9 protein-coding genes are annotated in these 21,845 nt (G+C 61.8%); 3 read left to right on the top strand and 6 right to left on the bottom strand.

Going from position 1 to position 21,845, the window contains the following annotated elements:
* Positions 1 to 11 precede the first annotated feature (11 nt).
* The 5 genes from ACE3OA_RS19840 to chvE form a co-directional block, all read right to left on the bottom strand.
* Entirely contained in the window at positions 12 to 956 is a 945-nt protein-coding gene (locus ACE3OA_RS19840; protein WP_374314036.1) for a 2-dehydro-3-deoxygalactonokinase, read from the bottom strand.
* Between the two features lie 5 nt (positions 957 to 961).
* On the bottom strand, positions 962 to 2,020 hold the full coding sequence (gene araD1, locus ACE3OA_RS19835) for an AraD1 family protein (protein WP_374314034.1): 1,059 nt from the start codon (positions 2,018 to 2,020) through the stop codon (positions 962 to 964).
* A gap of 15 nt (positions 2,021 to 2,035) precedes the next feature.
* Entirely contained in the window at positions 2,036 to 3,232 is a 1,197-nt protein-coding gene (mmsB, locus tag ACE3OA_RS19830; RefSeq protein WP_374314032.1) for a multiple monosaccharide ABC transporter permease, read from the bottom strand.
* A 1-nt stretch (position 3,233) separates the two neighbouring features.
* Positions 3,234 to 4,778, bottom strand: a complete 1,545-nt coding sequence (gene mmsA / locus ACE3OA_RS19825) for a multiple monosaccharide ABC transporter ATP-binding protein (RefSeq protein ID WP_374314030.1) — start codon at positions 4,776 to 4,778, stop codon at positions 3,234 to 3,236.
* 217 nt (positions 4,779 to 4,995) lie between these two features.
* Positions 4,996 to 6,030: a multiple monosaccharide ABC transporter substrate-binding protein gene (chvE, locus tag ACE3OA_RS19820; protein ID WP_374314166.1), complete on the bottom strand. Its 1,035-nt coding sequence runs from the start codon at positions 6,028 to 6,030 to the stop codon at positions 4,996 to 4,998.
* A gap of 423 nt (positions 6,031 to 6,453) precedes the next feature.
* Here chvE and ACE3OA_RS19815 point away from each other — a divergent pair, with 423 nt between their 5' ends.
* Both ACE3OA_RS19815 and ACE3OA_RS19810 read left to right on the top strand, forming a co-directional pair.
* Positions 6,454 to 7,266 carry a FadR/GntR family transcriptional regulator gene (locus ACE3OA_RS19815; protein WP_374314028.1) on the top strand — a complete coding sequence of 271 codons (813 nt, stop codon included), beginning with the start codon at positions 6,454 to 6,456 and terminating at the stop codon, positions 7,264 to 7,266.
* Between the two features lie 49 nt (positions 7,267 to 7,315).
* Positions 7,316 to 8,089: an SDR family NAD(P)-dependent oxidoreductase gene (locus ACE3OA_RS19810; protein WP_374314026.1), complete on the top strand. Its 774-nt coding sequence runs from the start codon at positions 7,316 to 7,318 to the stop codon at positions 8,087 to 8,089.
* Here ACE3OA_RS19810 and greB read toward each other — a convergent pair whose 3' ends face one another.
* Positions 8,090 to 8,635 carry a transcription elongation factor GreB gene (gene greB / locus ACE3OA_RS19805; RefSeq protein WP_374314024.1) on the bottom strand — a complete coding sequence of 182 codons (546 nt, stop codon included), beginning with the start codon at positions 8,633 to 8,635 and terminating at the stop codon, positions 8,090 to 8,092.
* Positions 8,636 to 9,208: 573 nt separating this feature from the next.
* Here greB and ACE3OA_RS19800 point away from each other — a divergent pair.
* Positions 9,209 to 21,845 (top strand): Ig-like domain-containing protein (locus ACE3OA_RS19800; RefSeq protein ID WP_374314022.1); only part of this gene is annotated, 12,637 nt, incomplete at its 3' end.

Below are 21,845 nucleotides of genomic sequence, written 5' to 3'. Positions count from 1 at the left end.
CTCCCGCAGCCTCAGGCTGCTGTTTTGGCAACCAGCCCGGCGCCTTGCGCGATGGCAAAGAGGGCCGGCGGCAGAATGTCGTCGCTTTCCAGCCGATCAAGCGTGATGCCGCAATGCGAGGCGGCACGGTCATAGGTTTCCAGCAGCCTGGCCGAGCCGATCGCCGTAATGCGCTTGCCGGCGCCTTGGTCCTGCAGCCAGGCAAGGGCGTCCCTCATCTCGGCACCGACCAGCAGGCCCGACAGATAGCTCGGCGCTGTTGCCGGCTGGAGCTTTGCAAAGAGCGATAGGCTGCGCACGCTGAACAGCAGATGCGTGATGCCGTCGCCTTCAAGGGCCCGCGCGAGGCCGCGATCGAAGGCATCGGCGTCGAAGATTTCCGCCTCTCCCTTGGGCGGCATCACCTGCGCCAGCGACCCGTTGTGACGCAGTAGCCCGTAAAGTTCACCCGTCATATAGGTGCGGAAATCGACTAACGCGCCATCTTTCAAAAGCGCCCATTTGGCATGGGTGCCGGGCAGCAGGAAGATGCCGTCACGCTGTCCGCGCGTGAGCATCGCGCCCAGCATCTGGCATTCCTCGCCGCGCATGACATCGGCGCTGTCCCCGGCGACCCGCGCGACACCAGGGACGATCCGCACGCGGAGACCGTCAAAACCTTCGATCGGCATCAGCTGCCGGCCGAGCGTCATGAGATCGGCCGGTGTCTCGAGATAGGGCACCTCGCGCCAGCCGGCGCGGCTGCCGATCATGCCGGCCATGATGATCGGCGGGCGGCCGTCCAGCCAATCGCCGGCGAACCTTCGCAGCGACCCGGCAAAGTCGCGCTCGGCAATCGCCAGCAGACCTTGATCGTCGTTGCGTGCGGCGACCATCCGCCCATCAATGCCCAGGGCCCAGGCCCGGCGGTTGCTGGTGCCCCAATCGATGGCGATGCAGGCGATAGGATCCCGCATCGGCGTCAAAGAGAGCCGACGCCGCCGAGCTCGAACTCCTCATTGGCGCGTGAGCCGAGCGGGTTGCGCAAAGCCGCGCCGAAAGCTGGCGCCTCGATCTCGAACACATCGCCGGGCTGGGTCTGGATGCCGTCACCGACGCTCAGCGTCGCTGTACCGAAGAAGTGGATATGGAGATCGCCCGGGCGGCGGAACTGGCGGTATTTGAAATGGTGATATTCGAGGTTGCCGATCGTGTGCGACATGTTCTTCTCGCCGCTGACGAAGGCCTTCTTCCACAGCAGGCTGCCGTTCCGCCAGATGCGGCTCTCGCCCTCAACGCTTTCCGGAAGATCGCCCAGCCGCAGTTCCGGTCCGATGGCGCAGGCGCGCAGCTTCGAATGCGCGAGATAGAGATAGTTCTGCCGTTCCATCACATGGTCGGAATATTCGTTGCCGATGGCAAAGCCGAGGCGCCAGGGCTTGCCGTCCGGGGCGATGAGATAGATGCCGGCCACTTCCGGCTCCTCGCCGCCATCCAGCGCAAAAGCCGGCAGATCGAGTGCAGCACCCGGCCGCACGACGGACGAACCGTCGCCCTTGTAGAACCATTCGGGCTGTACGCCGGGCTTGCTGTCTTTAGGCTTGCCGCCCTCGAGGCCCATTTTGAACATCTTCATGGAATCGGTCAGGCTCTCGATGTCGCCAGCGACCTTCTGATGCATTTTGAACATCTTCATGGAATCGGTCAGGCTCTCGATGTCGCCAGCGACCTTCTGATGCATTTTGTCACGCGTATCGGCGGAACCGAGATGGGTGAGGCCGGTGCCGGTCACGAGGCAATGGGCGGGATCGGGATGGTCGATGGGTGCCAGCACGCTGTCCGACGCGAGCAGGGATGCATAATCCAGCACCTCGCCGTCGCCGCGGCTGGTCACGTCGTTGGCAAGATTCTTGACATTGCCGATCAGGGCCGATTGGGCGAGATCGATGACGCTCGCCGCATTCGGCACGGCGATCGCCTTGTTGCCTTCGATGCGCGCGACGCCGCGCTGGCCGTTCTTGGTGAACTGGATAAGACGCATTGAACCGGGACCTCTTCAGGATTTCTTCTTGTAGTAGACGTCGATGCAGACGGCGGCGAGCAGCACCAGGCCCTTGATGACCTGCTGCAGGTCGATGCCGATGCCAAGGATCGACATGCCGTTGTTCATGACGCCCATGATGAAGGCGCCGATCACGGCGCCGATGACCTTGCCCACACCGCCCGAGGCCGAGGCGCCGCCGATGAAGACGGCGGCGATGACGTCGAGCTCGAAGCCGAGGCCGGCCTTCGGCGTCGCCGTGTTGAGGCGTGCGGCAAAGATGAGGCCGGCGAGACCTGCCAGCAGGCCCATATTCATGAAGGTGTAGAAGGTCAGCCGCTCGGTGCGGATGCCGGAGAGGCGCGCCGCCTTCTCGTTGCCGCCAAGTGCATAGATGCGGCGGCCGATGGTCGTGCTGGAGGTGACAAAAGCATAGAGCACGATGAGCGCGAACATGACGATGAGCACGTTCGGCAGGCCGCGATAGGAAGCCAGCAGGTAGGAAAAGAGCAGGAAGCCTGCGGCAATGAGGATATTGCGGCCGATGAAGAACACGGTCGGTTCCTCGGCCGTGTCATGCTTCTGCTGGTTCTGCCGGTCGCGGAAATTGAAATAGATGACCAGGGCGGTAACGACGATCCCGAGCAACAGAGAGGTGGTGTTGAACGTCCCCGGCAGCAGGTTCGGCAGGAAACCGGTGCTCAGCAGCTGGAATTCCTTGGGGAAGGGGCCGACCGACTGGCCAGCCAGGATATAGAGCGCCAGCCCTTTGAAGACGAGCATGCCAGCGAGGGTCACGATAAAGGATGGTATCTTGAGATAGGCGATGAAATAACCTTGCCCGGCACCGATCGCGGCACCCAGCACCAGGCAGAATATCGCCGCCGGAATGAAGTGAATATGGTGTTGCACCATCAGCACGGCGGCGACGGCGCCGACGAAGCCCACCACGGAACCCACCGACAGGTCGATATTGCCGGACACGATCACCAGCAGCATGCCCAGCGCCATGATGACGATGTAGCTGTTCTGCAGGATGAGGTTGGTGAGGTTCACGGGCTTGAACAGCGTGCCGCTGGTCATGACCTGGAAGAAGACCATGATCACGATCAGGGACAACAGCATGCCGTATTCGCGGATATTGCTTTTGATGAAACGCGAAACGCTGCTGTGACTGCCGGTGTCTTCGACCGGGAGGGCCTGCTGTGTCATATTAATCTTCCCATGACTTCATGATTGCTCGCATGATCTTTTCCTGTGAGGCTTCCTTGGCCGGCATCTCACCGACCATGCGGCCCTCATTCATCACGTAGATGCGGTCGGAAATGCCGAGCAGTTCCGGCATCTCGGACGAAATCACGATGACGCCCTTGCCGGCATCGGCCAGGCCGTTGATGATCGAATAGATCTCGTATTTGGCCCCCACGTCGATGCCGCGCGTGGGCTCGTCAAGAATGAGGATCTCGGGCTCGGTGAAGAGCCATTTGCTCAACACCACCTTCTGCTGGTTGCCGCCGGAGAGGTTGACGGTCTGCTGGAAGACGCTGGAACAGCGGATGTTGAGGTCGCGGCGGAATTTGTTGGCGACCGCCAGCTCGCGCCCATCGTCGATGATGGCATTGGTGGAGACGCCCGGCAGATTGGCCAGTGTCACGTTGCGCTTGATGTCGTCGATGAGGATGAGGCCGTAATGCTTGCGGTCCTCGGTCACATAGGCGATGCCGTTCTTCATCGCCTTCTGGATCGTGCTGACATCGACCGGCTTGCCGTGCATCAACACGTCGCCGCTGATGTTCTGGCCGTAGGATCGGCCGAAGATGCTCATGGCCAGTTCCGTGCGTCCCGCACCCATCAGGCCGGCGATACCGACGACTTCGCCCTTGCGGACATGCATGTCGATGCCGCGGATCTTTTCCTTATTGGCATGGACGGCGTCGAAGACATGCCAGTTCTTCACCTCGAAAATCGGTTCGCCGATCTTGGGGGTGCGTTTGGGATAACGGTCGGTGAGTTCGCGACCCACCATGGCGCGGATGATGCGGTCCTCGTCGATCTTTTCCTTGTGGCAATCCAGCGTGTCGACGGTGGCGCCATCGCGCAGGATGGTGATGGAATCGGCGACCTTCAGGATTTCGTTGAGCTTGTGGGAAATGAGGATCGAGGAAATACCGTGCTGGCGGAACTCCATCAGCAGGTTCAGCAACGCGTCGCTGTCGCTTTCATTGAGGCTGGCTGTCGGTTCGTCGAGGATGAGCAGCTTCACTTCCTTGGAGAGCGCCTTGGCGATCTCGACCAATTGCTGCTTGCCGACACCCAGATTGGTGATGAGGGCGCTGGGTGATTCCTTGAGGCCGACCTTTTTCAGCAGCGCCTGCGTGCGCGCGAAGGACTCGCCCCAATTGATGATGCCGTTCTTCGCCGGCTCGTTGCCGAGGAAGATGTTTTCGGCGATTGAGAGTAGGGGCACCAGGGCCAGCTCCTGGTGGATGATGATGATGCCGAGCTTCTCGCTGTCGGAGATGTCGCGGAAGCGGCGCTCTTCGCCCTTGTAATGGATCTCGCCGGAATAGCTGCCATGCGGATAGACGCCGGAAAGCACCTTCATCAACGTCGATTTGCCGGCGCCGTTTTCGCCGACGATGGCGTGAATTTCGCCCTCGCGGACGGTCAGATTGACGTTGTCGAGCGCATTGACGCCGGGAAAGGTCTTGACGATCCCGCGCATTTCCAGAATGGGCATCGAGAGAATGGTGTCCATGACGCGTCCTTGAACTCAGCCCGGAACCGCAAACAGATTGCAGGAAAGCAGCCTTCCGGGGAACAAAAAAAGCCGGCCAAAACTTGGTCGGCCCTATTACGCCTGGTGTCCAGCCCCGGCCAAATATCCGAAAGCTGACCCAGTGGAAGCAGAATGGGTGGAAGCAGAATGGGCCCCGCGGCTGCCGGCGCGAGGCCCATCCGTTCCGGTAGACCGGTTACTGGGTGATCTGGTCCTTGGTGTAATAGCCGCTGCCGATCAGGATTTCCTCCCAATTTTTGGCATCGACCGCAACCGGCTTCAGCAGATAGGCCGGAACGACCTTGACCCCATTGTTGTAGGTCTTGGTGTCGTTGACTTCCGGTTCCTTGCCGCTGGCCATCGCGTCCACCATGTTGGCGGTCACCTTGGCAAGCTCACGGGTGTCCTTGAAGATGGTTGAATACTGCTCGCCGGCGAGGATCGATTTCACCGACGGCACTTCGGCGTCCTGGCCCGAGACGAACGGCATCTTCATGTCGCCGCTGCCGTAACCAACGCCTTTCAGCGAAGAAAGGATGCCGATCGAGAGGCCGTCATAGGGCGACAGCACCGCGTCGACACGCTTGTCGGTGTAGTAGGCGGAGAGGAGGTTATCCATGCGGGCCTGGGCAACGGCGCCATCCCAACGCAGGGTGCCGACCTTGTCCATGCCCATCTGGCCGGATTGCACGACCAGCTTGCCGCTGTCGATATAGGGCTGCAGGACCGACATGGCGCCGTCATAGAAGAAGAAGGCGTTGTTGTCGTCCGGCGACCCGCCGAACAGCTCGATGTTGAAGGGACCCTTGCCATCCTTGAGGCCGAGGGCGTCGGTCAGCGTCGTCGCTTGCAGCACGCCGACCTGGAAATTGTCGAAAGTGGCGTAATAATCGACATTGGCGGAGTCGCGGATCAGGCGGTCATAGGCGATGACCTTGATGCCGGCGTCATGCGCCTGCTGCAGGATGGCCGACAAGGTGGTACCGTCGATCGCGGCAATGACGAGAACCTTGACGCCCTTGGTCACCATGTTCTCGATCTGGGCGAGCTGGTTGGGGATATCGTCATCGGCATATTGCAGGTCGGTGGTGTAGCCCTTTTCGGTGAACACCTTCACCATGTTGTCGCCATCGGCGATCCAGCGCGCAGAGGATTTGGTCGGCATCGAAATACCGATGAGCCCTTTATCCTCGGCAAAGCTCTGCGTGGCCGTGCCCAGGGTCGTACCCAAGGCAAAGACGCTGAGGGCGGCGGCCGCCAGGAATGTCTTCAATGATTTCACGTCGTTCCTCCCATCACAGTTGTTGGTCGATCTTGCTCTTCTTATGTCATGCGTCACTTCTGTCCTGCCGGCGCATGATAGCGCCGGCCTCGGACTAAACCGTCACACAAAACAGTGATCTTCCGGGATTGAATGCGGTGGTCGACCCACCGAACGAGCGGTCACAGCGGACTGTGGTCCGACCCTGCATTGCTGCTCCTCCCAGAGGAAATATGCATCCTGTTCATTGTTGCAGGATGCCATCGTCTTCTTGAACTGCGGCTTTTATCATACAAAATATTCTCCGGCAACGCTCGTTTGTATGATAAATACATCGCGCCATGTGGAGGGGCAGCGGGTTTTTTTGAGGTGAATCGCATCAAGGGTTGAGAAATGCGGTCCCGGTTGGCAAAAAGGCCCGACATTAATTGGGGAGAAGCCTGTACGATGAAGGCCAGGAAGCCATCCGCCACGAAATCACGGGCAGAGCGCGGCAGTCTGCATCACAGCGTCGCGCAGGATATCGGCGCGCGCATATTGAATGGTGAGTTTGCCCCAGGAACCTTATTGCCCAACGAAGCGGAGTGGTGCGAGGCCTTCGGCGTCAGCCGCACGGCCGTTCGCGAAGCGATCAAGATGCTGATGGCCAAGGGCCTCATACTTTCGCGGCCGAAGATCGGCTCGCGCGTGCAGCCACGGGCCGCCTGGAACCTGCTCGACCGGGACGTGCTGACCTGGTATTGCGCCGCGGCAAATCCGACGCATTTCCTGGTGCATATGCAGCAGGTGCGCGAAATCCTGGAGCCGGAGACGGCGGCACTCGCCGCCACCAATCGTACCGAAGAGCAGATGGCCGAGATTGAAAGCGCCTTTAACGCCATGGCGGACGCAAAGACGTTGAGCGCCTGGAACACGGCCGACGTGGTGTTCCATCAGGCGATCCTGCTCGCCGCCGGCAATGAATTGCTGGTGCCGCTCGGCCTGGTCATCGAATCGGCCCTGGGCAGCATGTTCAATTATACGGCCAGTCAGCGCGGCGATATCGGCCGGACCTTGCCGGGGCATGCGCGCATCCTGGCTGCCATCCGCGGGCGCAAGCCCAATGCAGCGCGGGTCGCCGTCCGCCAGCTTCTGCGCGACACCGCCCGGGTCGTCGACCAGGTGGCCAGCAGTCCTCAGAAACGACCGCGCGCCGCCAAGGCGTGACGGCGCATATCATGTCCCATTGTTTCGTTCCGAACTGACAGGTGATTTCATGGATCTTTCTTCGCTCGCCCGCTATCCGTCACTTAAAGACAAGGTGGTGTTTGTCACCGGCGGCGGTTCCGGCATCGGCGCCGCCATCGTTGAATCCTTCGTCGATCAAGGCGCCAAAGTCGCCTTCGTCGATCTCGACGTCGAGGGCAGCAACAAGCTGCTCGACCAAATGCAGGCGCAGTACGGTCGAAAGCCTCTGTTCATAAAATGCGACCTCACCGATACCGGCGCCCTGCGCCAGGCGGTGAAGGATATCGCGGCGGCACTCGGCGATATCGATGTCCTGGTGAACAACGCGGCCCATGACCAGCGCCACAAATGGGAAGACGTGACGCCGGAGTATTGGGATAACCGCACCGCCATCAACATCAAGCAATACTTCTTCTGCATGCAGGCGGTGCTGCCGGGCATGATCAGGAAAAAGGCCGGTTCCATCATCAATACCGGTTCGATGAGCTGGAAAGCCAAGCAGGGCGGGATGCCGGCCTACACCACATCGAAGGCCGCGACCCATGGCTTGACGCGCGGTATGGCGCGCGATGTCGGCAAGGACAATATCCGCGTCAACACCGTCATCCCCGGCTGGGTGATGACCGAGCGGCAGCTTACTTTGTGGGTCGATGCCGAGGCCGAGAAGGAGATCGACCGTCAGCAGGTGCTGGCCGGCCGCGTCATGCCGGTCGACCTTGCGCGCATGGTGCTGTTCCTGGCCTCCGACGATTCCAGGATGTGCTCGGCCCAGGAATTCACCGTCGATGGCGGCTGGGTCTGATCAGCCGGCCGGGTAGCTGATCGACAGGATTTCGAGCGTTTCCGGTCCGGTGGGCGTGCGCAGAGTGACCGTATCGCCCACCCCGGCCTTGAGCAGGGCGCGCGCCACCGGCGATATCCAGCTCACATGGTTCTTTTCGCTGTCGATTTCGTCGATGCCGACGATGGTGACGGTGACTTCCGTCTCATCCTCACGCGCGTAAGTGACTGTGGCGCCGAAGAAAACCCGGTCGCGTCGGGTTTGCCGGGCAGGGTCGACCGACTCGGCCGCAGCGATGCGTTTGTCGAGGAAGCGCAGTCGCCGGTCGATCTCCCGCAGCCGCCGCTTGCCATAGATGTAATCACCGTTCTCCGAGCGATCGCCATTGCCGGCCGCCCATTCGACGACGCGCACGATCTCGGGCCGCTCGACGCGCCACAGCTGGCGCCGCTCGGCCTGCAGCCGTTCAAGGCCCGCGGGCGTGATGTAGTTCTTGGCGCCCGCCGGAATCGCTGACGGTTCGTCATCGTCTTCGTCCTGGGCGTTGTAGCCGAGTTCGTCGGCCATGATCGACCTTACTCCCTGATGGCCCGGCCCTTATCCAAGGTCCGGTGCATGGGCCACCCTTTAGCGCAGTTTACGCGCCGCCCAAACAAGACAATCCAAGTGGCTGAGGAGATCCCTTGGACATGTCATCTTCGGCAGCCGCAAAGGATCTGCGATACTACACGTGAAGGTAGAATTAATATGTTTCAGATTGCTGCTGAACCCCGATATACATATAGGATCGAGGGCCTTTGATTGCGCTACATCTTGAGTAGCGATTTCCAGAGAAATTAAAATTAATCTATATAAATATCACTATAGTGATGTCATCACAAATGTTTGGTAGCAAGTTTGCCTATACAAACCGCAGAGATACGAAAAAATATTCCCGCCTCCTAAAAAAATAGTAAAAAGCTCACACTATTCGATCAAAATACAGATCAAAGAGCCGGAGACACTGTTTGTGCTTCACGGCAATATACGCACGAATTTTTGGGCGAAAAGCGTCCCTTTAACCGCCATGTAATGGCAGGCGGTTAGGGTCGCTGCCAATCCGGCCGAGCCCGGCCGTTGGGTCATCTTGGGGAGCGTTTCATGGCCACCGACACCACGAACATCACGACCAACAATGCCGCTGCCACCCTCCAGGAGGGCGATATCGATCAGGGGCATTTGACCCAATCCGGCAACACGCCGATGCAGGTCCAAGTGCCGCAGGGTGAAAATGTCGTGCGGGTCCAGGTGACGCCGGGCGAAACGCTGCAACTCCCCTTCCCGAGCGAAGGACTGGTCGCGCGCCTCGGCGAAAACGGCAATCTGGCCGTCAAGGTCGGCGACGTCACGGTTATCCTTCTTGGCTATACGGAAGCGACCGGCCAATCAGAAGTCACCATCATCGGCAATGACGGCCAGCCCGTCGACGTCGCGGCGGTCCTTGCCGCCACCGACCCCAATATCGACATCCAGACGGCAGCCGGCCCCGGCGCCGGTGACCAAGGTGCGGGTCCCGACAACAATGGCGGCCTCTTCAGCCCGTTCGATCCGCAGGCCGGCATCGGCGGCCTCAATGCCATCGGCGGCCTCAACCCCACCGCCCTCAACTACAATCTGGTCGATCGCGAGTTTCCGGAACTGATCGAGGATGACGAGGTCGACACCGTTCCCTCCCTCCTCAATGTCCGCCAGGGCGCTGTCATCAACGAAGACGATCTCCACGGCAGGATTGAGGAGCTCGCATCGTTCAAATTGGCGCCGGACAAGGATCCCGATTATCAGGAGCAGATCAGCGATGAACTCGCTGCCAAGCTCAATATCGGCGACGCCAAGACGGGCGGCACCCAGGGCGAAGGCAACGACGAATTCGATCTTGATGACCACGAAGAGGAAAGCCAGAACGGCAACGATCCGGCCGATGAAGACAACGGCCAGGGCGTTGATACCGACCGCGAACCCCTGACCAGCACGGCCGTCGTCAGCGTCGATTTCCACGCTGACGTGCCTGGTACGATCAGTTTCCAGAACGGTGCTTCCATTCCGCTGCAGACGCAGCTCGAAGCGATGAACCTCACCTCGCATGGCCATGAACTGCAGTACAAATTGCTGCCGGCCGTGGCGGATTCCGCGCCCGGTGCCGGCGACGGACATGGCGAAGTGCTGGTTGCCTACTACATCACGCAGGGCTGGTACGATGCCGGCGACGACAACTGGCAATATGGCGACGTTGCCACCATCGTCTTCTCGGTCGGCGTGCGCGAGCCGGAGCTGGCAACTGTACCGGCTGAATTCAACGTCGACTTCACCATCTACGGCGTGATCGACAATGCCGCCGGCACAGCCGACGCGGATGGCGACATTTCGGACATGTTCGACATCGACGTTCCCTTCTTCATGGTCGATTCCGACGGTTCGGTAACGCCGAGCCCGGCCGATGCGCTCACCTTCCATTCCGTCGATGACGTGCCGTCGCTGGGCACCCTGAACTGGGAGGACTCCGTCCTGGTCATCAATCCGACCGATACCGGCATCGTCCATGACGAGACGGATGGCGTCCAGAGCGGCGTCGGCCCGCAGGCGGGCGACCCGGATTCCTCAAAGGAGACCGCGGCCGAGGACGACGTGCCGGTTCAGTACCAGTACGAGTACAATGGTCAAGTTTACACCTACCCGAACTACGCGGTCTTTGAAGCGCTCAATGCCGCCGGCTGGGCCGGCAACAAGCCGATCGGCGCCGCGCAGACCTGGCTCAATGTGAGCTTCGGCGCCGATGGCCGCGCCGGTGTGCCGGGTGACGAAGGCAATGACTATGCCGGCAACAAGGAAGCCGGCGAAACGGTCTTCACCGGCGACGGTGGGGCCTATGCGACCGCCTACCAGCTCTACATGGGGCCCGCCGAAACCCCGCTGACGGCGGGTGCCACCAATTGGACCGTCATGATCGACGGCGTCGAAGTCACCGTCCGCGCTGTTCAGATCGATGCCAATACCATCATCGGCATCGCCAACAAGGATGATGTCGACGGCGACGGTGTCCTCGACGGCCAGCAGGATGGCAAAGCGCTGGTGGCTGAAGCCGTGCCGGGCACTGACACGCCTGTCTTCGTGCTCCACCTCGACCCGGAATCCGGTCAGCTCACCATGGTGCAGCTGCATCAGGTTAACCAGGATGATGCCACCAATGCCGACGATGCCACGCCACCGCTGACGATCTATGGCGAGGATGGCGAAAGCGCCAACGACATCAACTTCCGCGGCACCGATTTCGACGGCGATCATGTCGATGCGCCGCTCAATATCCAGATTCAGGATGACGGCCCCAAGATCTGCGGCGTCACCTACGATACGCCGCTGCTCGGCATCGTCGACGAAGACAAGCTGTCGGGCGGCATCGAAGGCGGCCCGCTCGACATCGGTGTCTTCGGCGCCAGCGTCGGCGGCAAGATCCTGGTCCAGCCGGGCGCTGATCAGCCGGTGACCTTCAGCTTCGCCGATGCTTCGGGCCAGGTCTATGTCAGCGGCCTCGCCTTGCCGCCGGTCTTCGCCCTCACCGACGTCGCCGGCAACCCGGTGACCCTGGTGGTCGACAATGCAAGCTCGCCGGCAACGCTGAGCGGCCTTGCCGACGGCGTCACCATGTTCACCGTCACGCTCGACAAATCGACCGGCGAATTCACCTTCACCTTGTTCCATCCGGTCGAACATCCGTCCGATGGCAACCCCCTCGGTGCCGGCAGCCTTGAGGATTCCCTGCTGACCCTCGGCTTCGGCGTCAAGGTGACGGATGCCGACGGCGACAGCGACACCACCCAGCTCTATTTCAAGATCAATGACGACACGCCGGAGATCACCGGCATAACCCCGACCAACGAGACGCCCAGCAGCGACGGCTATCTGCTGGTCGATGAAGATTTCATCGCCGGCGGCAATCAGGATCAGGGCTCGGCCGGCAAGGATGCCAATGGCGGCAACACCGCCACCGGCCAGATCAATTTCGGCACCGGTGCCGATGGCGGCTCGATCAGCCTCACGGCGGGCGACGGCTGGCTGAAAAACAGCAGCGGCAGCAATGTTCTGGTCTCCGAGACGGGCAACAAGATCTGGGCCGACCGCGAAGGCAATGTCATTGTCGGTCATGATGGCGGCCCCGACGGCCCCGTCGTCTTCACGCTGACGCTCAATGCCGATGGCAGCTTCACTTTTGAACTGGTGAAGGCGCTCAAGCACGAAGCTGGCGATCAGGAAAACAGCCAGGACATCAAGCTCAACTTCGATGTCGTGGTCGTCGACAATGACGGCGATTCCGTCAGCACCAAGATCAAGATCAAAGTCGACGACGACATGCCGCGCGTGACCAACGCGACGGTGGTCGGCATTGTCGAGGAAGAGGCGCTGACGCCAGCCAATAGTGGCGGCCATGCCCAGGGGAATCAGGAAGCCGGCGACGCCGAGCCGGATGCCACGGTCGCGACCGGGTCGCTGACCAGCCTGGTTTCGATCGGCGCCGATCAGCCCGGCAACTGGGCGTTCAAGAGCGGCGGCGGTGTTTTCGCCGGCCTCATCGCTCAGAATCTCACTTCCGGCGGCACGGCTCTGAGCTATGCCTGGAACAATGGCGTTCTCGAAGCCAAGGCGGCGGGCGTCCTGGTATTCACCCTCAGCCTCACCTCGGACGGTAAGTATACCTTCACGCTGCTCGACCATCTCGACCATCAGGCGGGCAATGGCGAGAACGGCCTCAGCATCGACTTCTCCAGCCTCGTCGCGGTCAGCGACAAGGACGGTGACACGATCGGCCTGCCGGCCAGTGCCTTCAGCGTGAACGTGGTCGACGATGTGCCGATCGCCAATGACGATCATCAGTTCATGAAGGAGTCGCAGCACACCATCACCGGCAATGTCCTGACCGGCGACACCAATGATGCCGACACCGGCACAGATCAACCCGGCCAACAGGACCAGGTCGGCGCCGACGATCCCGGCCGAGTCAGCCAGGTGCATTCGATCAATCTCGGCGGCGCCAATGTCGCTATCGACACTGGCGACAAGACGCTCGACGGCGACTCGGCCGTGGTGCAGGGCCAGTATGGCAAGCTCACCATCAACGAGGACGGCACCTACAGCTATTCGCTGGACCCGGCCTTCGACATCGACACGCTGACGGCCGACCCGGTTCATGTCGGCCGCTCCGGCACCGGCGGGCAGGCCGCCGACTGGACGGCGCAGGGCCTGACCATCACGGCGACCAAGTTCGACGGCAGCCAGGGCACGGTGCAATATGACAGCAACGGCATCGGCGTTTCCGGTACCAAGCCGGGCCTGCAGGTGCCGGGCCAGATCGGCTACGATCCGAACAGCCATACCAGCGAAGCTCTGACCCTGACCTTCGGTTGCCCGGTCAATTCCGCGACCGTTAAGGTCTCGAACCTGTTCAAGGACGAAAATGACGGCGAGCAGGGCACGTGGAAGGCCTATGACGCCAATGGCAACCTGATCGCCCAGGGCCTGTTCGGCCCGGGCGCCGACAATCCGGCCACCGGCTATATCCACGTCAATTTCGGCAACAGCAACAATGTCGGCACGTTCGAAATCGGCGTCGACGACACGAACGGCGCCAGCATTGCCAGGATCGAATTCGGCGCCACGGAATACGGCCCGAACAACAGTGCCGGTAACCCGAGCTCGGATTCCTCGGACTATTACATCCGCGAAGTCACCTATGTGCCGGCCGTGGTGCAGGAGCATTTCGAATACACGCTGACCGACAAGGACGGCGACACGGACACGGCGGTTCTCACCATCGACGTCTGCGACAACGTCCCCTCGCCGCGCGCCGGGTCGGCGAGCGGCCTGGTGACGGAAGATGTGCTGGCCGGCGGGTCGGGCGAAGACCCGGCAAGCGCCCCGGCTTCCGCAATCTTCAGCGGCAATCTGCCGATCTATAACGGTACCGTCAGCAACCTTGTCTTCGACGACCCGAGCAGCTCGCTCGACGGCGCACCGGTCAAGACCGAAAACGCCAACACGATCACGCTGACCATGGCCGGCGAATGGACCATGGTCATCGTCAAGGCGACGGGCGCCTTCACCTTTACCCTGCTCGATGACCAGCAACATGGTGACGCAACCAAAATCTTCGCCGACGACACGCTGCTCGGCAAGTTCGTGGCGACGGTTTCAGGAAGCGGCGGCGCGGATGCGACCGGCACGATCAGCATCATCGTCAACGATGACGGGCCTGTGGCGCGGGTTGACTCCGACAATGTGGCCAACCTGCAAACGACCGACGGCAATGTCCTGACCGGTCTTGGCACCGACGGTGGGTTGGGCGGTGCCGGTGCCGATACCAAGGGCGCCGACGGTGCGCTGGTCGCTGCCGTTCGGCAGAACCCCGCTTATGGCAACAGCTTCGACAATGACGGCAGCAACGGCTTCACGGTAAGCGGCCAGTACGGTTCGCTGACCATGAACCCAGACGGCAGCTATATCTACACCCGCTACGGCAACGGTCCGCTCGAAGCGGTCGATCACTTCGAATACACGCTGAAGGATGGCGACGGCGATCTGTCGACAGCCGCCCTGGACATCAAGATCAGCGACAAGGACAGCTCGCTCGATGTGCCGACCACGGGTGAAGCGGGGACCAAGGTCTATGAAGCCGGCCTGCCGGCAGGCTCGGGTGAAACCGCCGATGGCGTTCCCGATAACGACAATTCAGAAAAGACCAGCGGCACCATCAACTTTGCCGCACCGGATGGCTTCGGTTCCCTGACGATCAAAGGCGTGTCCGTCATAGCCGGCGCCACGATCCCCGGCGCGTTTGGCACGCTGCATATCGACAGCGTCGACACAGCGACCGGCGTGCTCACCTATAGCTACACGCTCAATGGCAAGACGAACGGCGACACCATCCATGACGACTTCCCGGTTGTCGTCACTGACAGCGATGGCGATGCCAAAGCCCTGACACTGGTGGTCGACATCATTGATGACGTGCCAACGGCGCGCGACGATGCGGACAGCGTCAACAATCACCAGTCGACTGACGGAAACGTCATCACGGGCCTGGGCACGAATGATGGCCAGGGTGGTGCCGGTGCCGACACCAAGGGCGCTGACGGTGCCAAGGTGACGGCGATCGCGTCACAGAACGAGGCCTCGCATGTCTCAACCGCGCTGCCGGACACCGGTCACGGTGTCGGCCAGTCGATCGTCGGCCAGTACGGCACGCTCAACATTTATGCCGACGGCTACTACACCTATACGCGCCTCACCAATACGCCGCTGCAGGCGGTGGATTCCTTCACCTACACGCTGACCGACGGCGACGGCGATTCCGATCCGGCGACGCTGGCCATCACGATCAAAGACCGCGGTGTCGAGATCGACCTGCCGATCGATGGCGAAGCCGGCACGGTGGTCTATGAGAAAGGCCTGCCGGCCGGTTCCGGTGAAGCGGCTGATCCGGCAGACAACAGCGATCAATCGGAAGTCACCTATGGCGAGATCCATTTCAATGCGCCGGACGGGATCGGCAGCATCAGCATCTCGGGCATGCAGTTTGGCTTCTTCGACATTGTTGATTTCAACGCGGTAACCAATGTCCTGACGTACAAGTACACGCTGACGACGCCGACCAACGGCGAAGACACGCACGAAACGCTGACGATTTACGCCGTCGACAACGATGGCGATGCCAAAACCGCGCAATTGGTGATCGACATCATTGATGACGTGCCGACGGCGCGCGACGATGCGGATAGCGTCAACAATCACCAGTCGACTGACGGAAACGTCATCACGGGCCTGGGCACGAATGATGGCCAGGGTGGTGCCGGTGCCGACACCAAGGGCGCCGACGGTGCCAAGGTGACGGCGATCGCGTCACAGAACGAGGCCTCGCACGTCTCAACCGCGTTGCCGGACACCGGTCACGGTGTCGGCCAGTCGATCGTCGGCCAGTACGGCACGCTCAACATTTATGCCGACGGCTACTACACCTATACGCGCCTCACCAATACGCCGCTGCAGGCGGTGGATTCCTTCACCTACACGCTGACCGACGGCGACGGCGATTCCGATCCGGCGACGCTGGCCATCACGATCAAAGACCGCGGTGTCGAGATCGACCTGCCGATCGATGGCGAAGCCGGCACGGTGGTCTATGAGAAAGGCCTGCCGGCCGGTTCCGGTGAAGCGGCTGATCCGGCAGACAACAGCGATCAATCGGAAGTCACCTATGGCGAGATCCATTTCAATGCGCCGGACGGGATCGGCAGCATCAGCATCTCGGGCATGCAGTTTGGCTTCTTCGACATTGTTGATTTCAACGCGGTAACCAATGTCCTGACGTACAAGTACACGCTGACGACGCCGACCAACGGCGAAGACACGCACGAAACGCTGACGATTTACGCCGTCGACAACGATGGCGATGCCAAAACCGCGCAATTGGTGATCGACATCATTGATGACGTGCCGACGGCGCGCGATGATGCGGATAGTGTTGCCGAGGGCCTTGGCAACCAGGCGACCGGCAACGTCATTACCGGCCTCGACACCACGAATCCGTCTGCCGGTGCCGACACCAAGGGCGCCGACGGGGCCAGTGTGTCCGGCCTCAGCGGCTATAACGGCAGTGTCGACAATGACGCAGCGGGCGGCTTCACCGTCACCGGCAAGTACGGCACGCTGACGATGCAGGCCAATGGCAGCTACATCTACACGCTGACGGCGCCGAGTGTGCCGGCAAATGAAAAGGAAGTCTTCACCTACACGCTGACCGACGGCGACGGCGATTCCGATCCGGCGACGCTGACCATCAACGTCACCCAGGACACCCGGATTCCGACTGTGGCCAACAGCGAAGTGCTGGTGGATGAAGAAGGCTTGGCCGACGGTTCGGCAGCAGCCGGCAATTCGGAGACGGGCAGCAGCAGCTTCTTCGTCAACACCAACAATGAGGGACTCAGTGCACTCAGCATCGGCGGGGCCGCGGTCAATTTGGCTGCGGGTTATCCGCAAACGCTGATCGACAATGCCGGCGGCAAGCTCGTCGTCACGGGTATCGTGCCGAGCGGCACCGGCTTCACCGTGAATTACACCTATACCCTGGCCGACAATGTCCTGACGCACGGCACGCAGGGCAAGGATGACACGGCGAACGGGCCGACCTTCGCCGTTGTGGCGACCGACGCGACGGGTGACAGCAATGTGACCGGCTCGGTTCAAGTAATCATCAGCGATGACGTGCCGACGGCGCGCGTGGATATGGACAGTGTCGGCAATCAATTGTCGACGGACGGCAATGTCATCACCGGTGCCGGGACGATCTTTGGCGTGGCCTCCGCCGACACGCCGGGTGCTGACGGCGCGCAGGTCTCTGCCATTCTTTCCATCGGCGGTGGGAACCAGCAGTCGGCGATTTCCGACGGGATCCATGGAGCCGGCATCAGCGTGACGGGCCAGTATGGCACCCTCAACATCTATGCGGACGGCTACTACACCTATACCCGTTACAACGGTTCGCCACTAACCTCGACGGATACATTCCAATACACGCTGCGGGACGGCGACGGTGACCAGTCCCCCACGCTACTGCTCATCCAGATCCGCGACACAGGCATTACGGTGTCGGTGCCGCCGGCTGGCGAAGCCGGCGCCCTGGTCGATGAGAAGGGCCTGGCCGACGGTTCGGGCGAGGTTGCCAATCCGGCGTCGGAAAGCGACCAGTCGGAAGTGACATCCGGCCAGATCACGATCAATGCGCCGGATGGCCTGGCTTCGGTCAAGATCGGCGACACGGTCCTGACGCTGGCGCAACTGCAGAACGTCGCCACCTTCCCGGCGACGGTGACGGATTCGACCTCGCATGTGGGCACGCTTATCCTGACCGGGTTCGCCAACGGCCAGATCAGCTATACCTACACGCTGACCGACAACACGTCGGGCGACAACACCCATGACGATTTCGGCGTTGTGGTCACCGACAGCGACGGCGATACCGGCAGCACGACCCTGGTGATCGACATCGTCGATGACGTGCCGACGGCGCGCGTGGATATGGACAGTGTCGGCAATCAATTGTCGACGGACGGCAATGTCATCACCGGTGCCGGGACGATCTTTGGCGTGGCCTCCGCCGACACGCCGGGTGCCGACGGCGCGCAAGTCACGGCCATTCTTTCCATCGGCGGTGGGAACCAGCAGTCGGCGATTTCCGATGTGGTCCATGGGGCCGGCATCAGCGTGACGGGCCAGTATGGCACCCTCAACATCTATGCGGACGGCTACTACACCTATACCCGTTACAACGGTTCGCCACTAAACGCGACGGATACATTCCAATACACGCTGCGGGACGGCGACGGTGACCAGTCCCCCACGCTACTGCTCATCCAGATCCGCGACACAGGCATTACGGTGTCGGTGCCGCCGGCTGGCGAAGCCGGCGCCCTGGTCGATGAGAAGGGCCTGCCCGACGGATCGGGCGAAGTTGCCAATGCAGCGCTGGATAGCGATCAGTCGGAAGTGACCAGCGGCCAGATTACGATCAATGCGCCGGACGGTCTCGGTTCGATCAAGATCGGCGACACGGTCCTGACATTGGCGCAGCTGCAGAACGGCCTGACCTTCCCGGTCACGGTGACCGATGCCACGAGCCATGTCGGCACGCTTATCCTGACCGGCTTTGCCGGCAACCAGATCAGCTACACCTATACCCTCACCGACAACACGTCGGGCGACAACACCCATGACGATTTCGGCGTTGTGGTCACCGACAGCGACGGCGATACCGGCAGCACCACGCTTGCCATCAAGATCATCGACGATGTGCCGACCGCGCATTTCGATACCGATTACCTGGGCAACCAGATTACCGCGATCGGCAATGTCATCACGGGCGCCGGCACCAACGAAGGTACCGGCAATGCCGACGTCAAGGGTGCCGACGACGCCCTGGTGGCGGGTGTGCGGCAGTTCCCGGCCGATGGCAACAGCTTCGACAACGATGCGGGCGGCGGCGGCTTCGTCGTCACCGGCAAATACGGCACGCTTACCGTTCAAGCCAATGGCGATTACAGCTATACGCGCTTCGGCAGCGGCCCGCTCGATGCGCTGGATCGCTTCCTCTATACGCTGCGCGATGGCGACGGCGATGCCGTAGAGACCAGCCTCGACATCAGGATCCTCGACCGTGCCGTCACGGTGGATGTGCCACCGGCCGGCGGCGCCGGTGCATTGGTCGACGAGAAGGGCCTTGCCACCGGTTCCGGCGAAACGGCCGACATTGTTCCGGGCAACGACAATTCGGAGATCACCAGCGGCAAGATCAAGGTGACGGCCGGCGACGGCGTTGCCGAAGTGGTCATCGGCGGCGTCACCCTGACGCCGGCGCAGCTGGCCGATCTGGTGAACAACCCGGTCTCGATCCCGCTTTCGGGCCATGTCGGGCAGCTGCTGCTGACCGGCTATGCCAATAACGAGATTTCCTACACCTACACGCTCCTCAGCAACACATCCGGCGACAACACGCATGATGATTTTGCCATCAGCGTGAAGGACAGCGATGGCGATATCGGCCAGGGGACGCTGGTCATCGACATCGTCGACGACGTGCCGACGGCACGTCCGGACGGCGATTCGACCGAGAACCAGCTGACCGCGACCGGCAACGTCATCACCGGCGACAGCACCTATTTCGGCCTGGGCGGCTTTGGCGCCGACACGCTGGGCGCCGACGGCGCCACGGTGGCGGGCCTGCGCCAGTTCCCGGCCGACGGCAGCAATTCCGACAATGACGTCGGTGCCGGCGGCTTCAGCGTCCAGGGCAAGTACGGCACGCTCGTGCTGCAGCCCAATGGCGACTATGTCTATACGCGCCTCTCCGATGCGCCGCTCTACGCGGTCGACCGCTTCATCTACAAGCTGCGCGACGGCGATGGCGACGAAATCGAAACCAGCCTCGATATCCAGATCGACGACCACGCCATCACGGTCTCGGTTCCCCCGGCTGGCGAAGCCGGCGCCCTGGTCGATGAGAAGGGCTTGCCCGACGGATCGGGCGAACTTGCCAGCCCGGCGCTGGACAGCGACCAGTCGGAAGTGACCAGCGGCCAGATCACGGTCACGGCGCAGGACGGCCTGGCGTCGGTCACGATCGGCAACAAGACGCTGACTCTGGCACAGCTGCAGGACTCGGCTACTTTCCCCGTCACGGTGACCGATGTCGTCGGCCATGTCGGCACGCTGGTGCTGACCGGCTTTGCCGGCAACCAGATCAGCTATACCTATACGCTGACCGACAACACGTCGGGCGACAACACGCATGACGATTTCAGCGTTGTGGTCACCGACAGCGACGGCGATACCGGCAGCACCACGCTCAGCGTGAAGATCATCGACGACGTGCCGCACGCGGTCGATGACACTTTCGGCGCGTTCGAACACCAGCTGGCGACGATCTCGCTCGGCAACGTCCTGACCCACGGCACCGATGACAGCTTCGGCGCTGATGGCGCCGGTGCGCCGCAGATCACCGGCATCGCCTGGGCCGACGCCTTCGGCCCGGCGGTGAGCGACGGCCAGGGCGGCTGGACGATCACCGGCCCGAGCGGCACGATCAGTGTCGCTGCCAATGGCGATGCCAGCTATACCGGCAAGGCCAATGTCAGCGGGGCCACCATCACCTTCAGCTACACGATCCAGGACGGCGACGGCGATGCGGATTCGGCCGACGCCACCTTCTCGATCTACCCGGATCCGGCGGACGGAACCGTGACAGCCTCGTTCGTGGTCGACGAGGACAGCAAGCCGAACCAGTACGACAGCAACCCGGCCAATGACACGCCGGTCGCCAGTCCGATCTCGATCGGCTTCACGCATGTCGGCGATGCGGACGAGACGGTGACGTCGGTCCGGATCGTGGATCTGCCCAACAATGTCGTGCTCACCTATACGAAGGACGACAATACGCCGGGCATCTTCGTCGGCGACTCCACCGTCGATCTGGTGCTCACCTGGACCGAGGCGCAGACGCTGAAGATCACGCAGCCGAACAACGATCTCGGGGCGGATTATAGCATTCTGTACACGATCTACCTTAAGGACGCGTCGAGCGGCGAGACCAGCTCGACCTTCGGCAGCATCCCCGTCGTTGTAAATGCCGTCGGCGACTATCCGACAGCGCTCAACGCGGCCTTCGGCGGCGTCGGTTTCCAGGGCCAGAACGTCAACCTGCAGGTCAATGGCAGCTTCGGCGACGTGGCGGATGGCTCGGAGAGTCATTACCTTCTGGTCAAGCTGCCGGATGCGAGCTGGGATGCACCGGGCGATGGCTATTCCGCCGTCACGCTGGCGGCGGGCAACCCCTACGGCGTTCCTGAAGGCACCTATATCGTGGCACCGGTCGGCAGTCAGCTTGCCGCCAACGACACGAACGCCACCATCGACGTGTCCATCGCGGTACCGATGGGGGCCTCGGGCAGCCAGAGCTTCCCGGTCTATGCGGTGGCGATCGACAGCGAGCTCGGCGAAGGCGTCAACAGCCCCAGCGAGATCGCGGGCGACGACCTTGCCGTGCGCGAAAGCAGTGCCACGCTCGACCTCGTGGCCAAGCCGACCTTCACGGTGGCGACGGTGAAGCTCGACGAGGACGGCCTTGCCGGCGGCGGGCAGCCCGGCAGCGGCGATGACGATCAGGATATCGGCGACAGCGGTGCCGGTCTGGTTGATCCGG

The sequence above is a fragment of the Dongia sp. genome, assembly GCF_041906375.1.
GTDB lineage: Bacteria > Pseudomonadota > Alphaproteobacteria > Dongiales > Dongiaceae > Dongia.
Note: the sequence above shows the minus strand (reverse complement) of the source record. Positions and strands in the feature narration are given on the sequence as shown.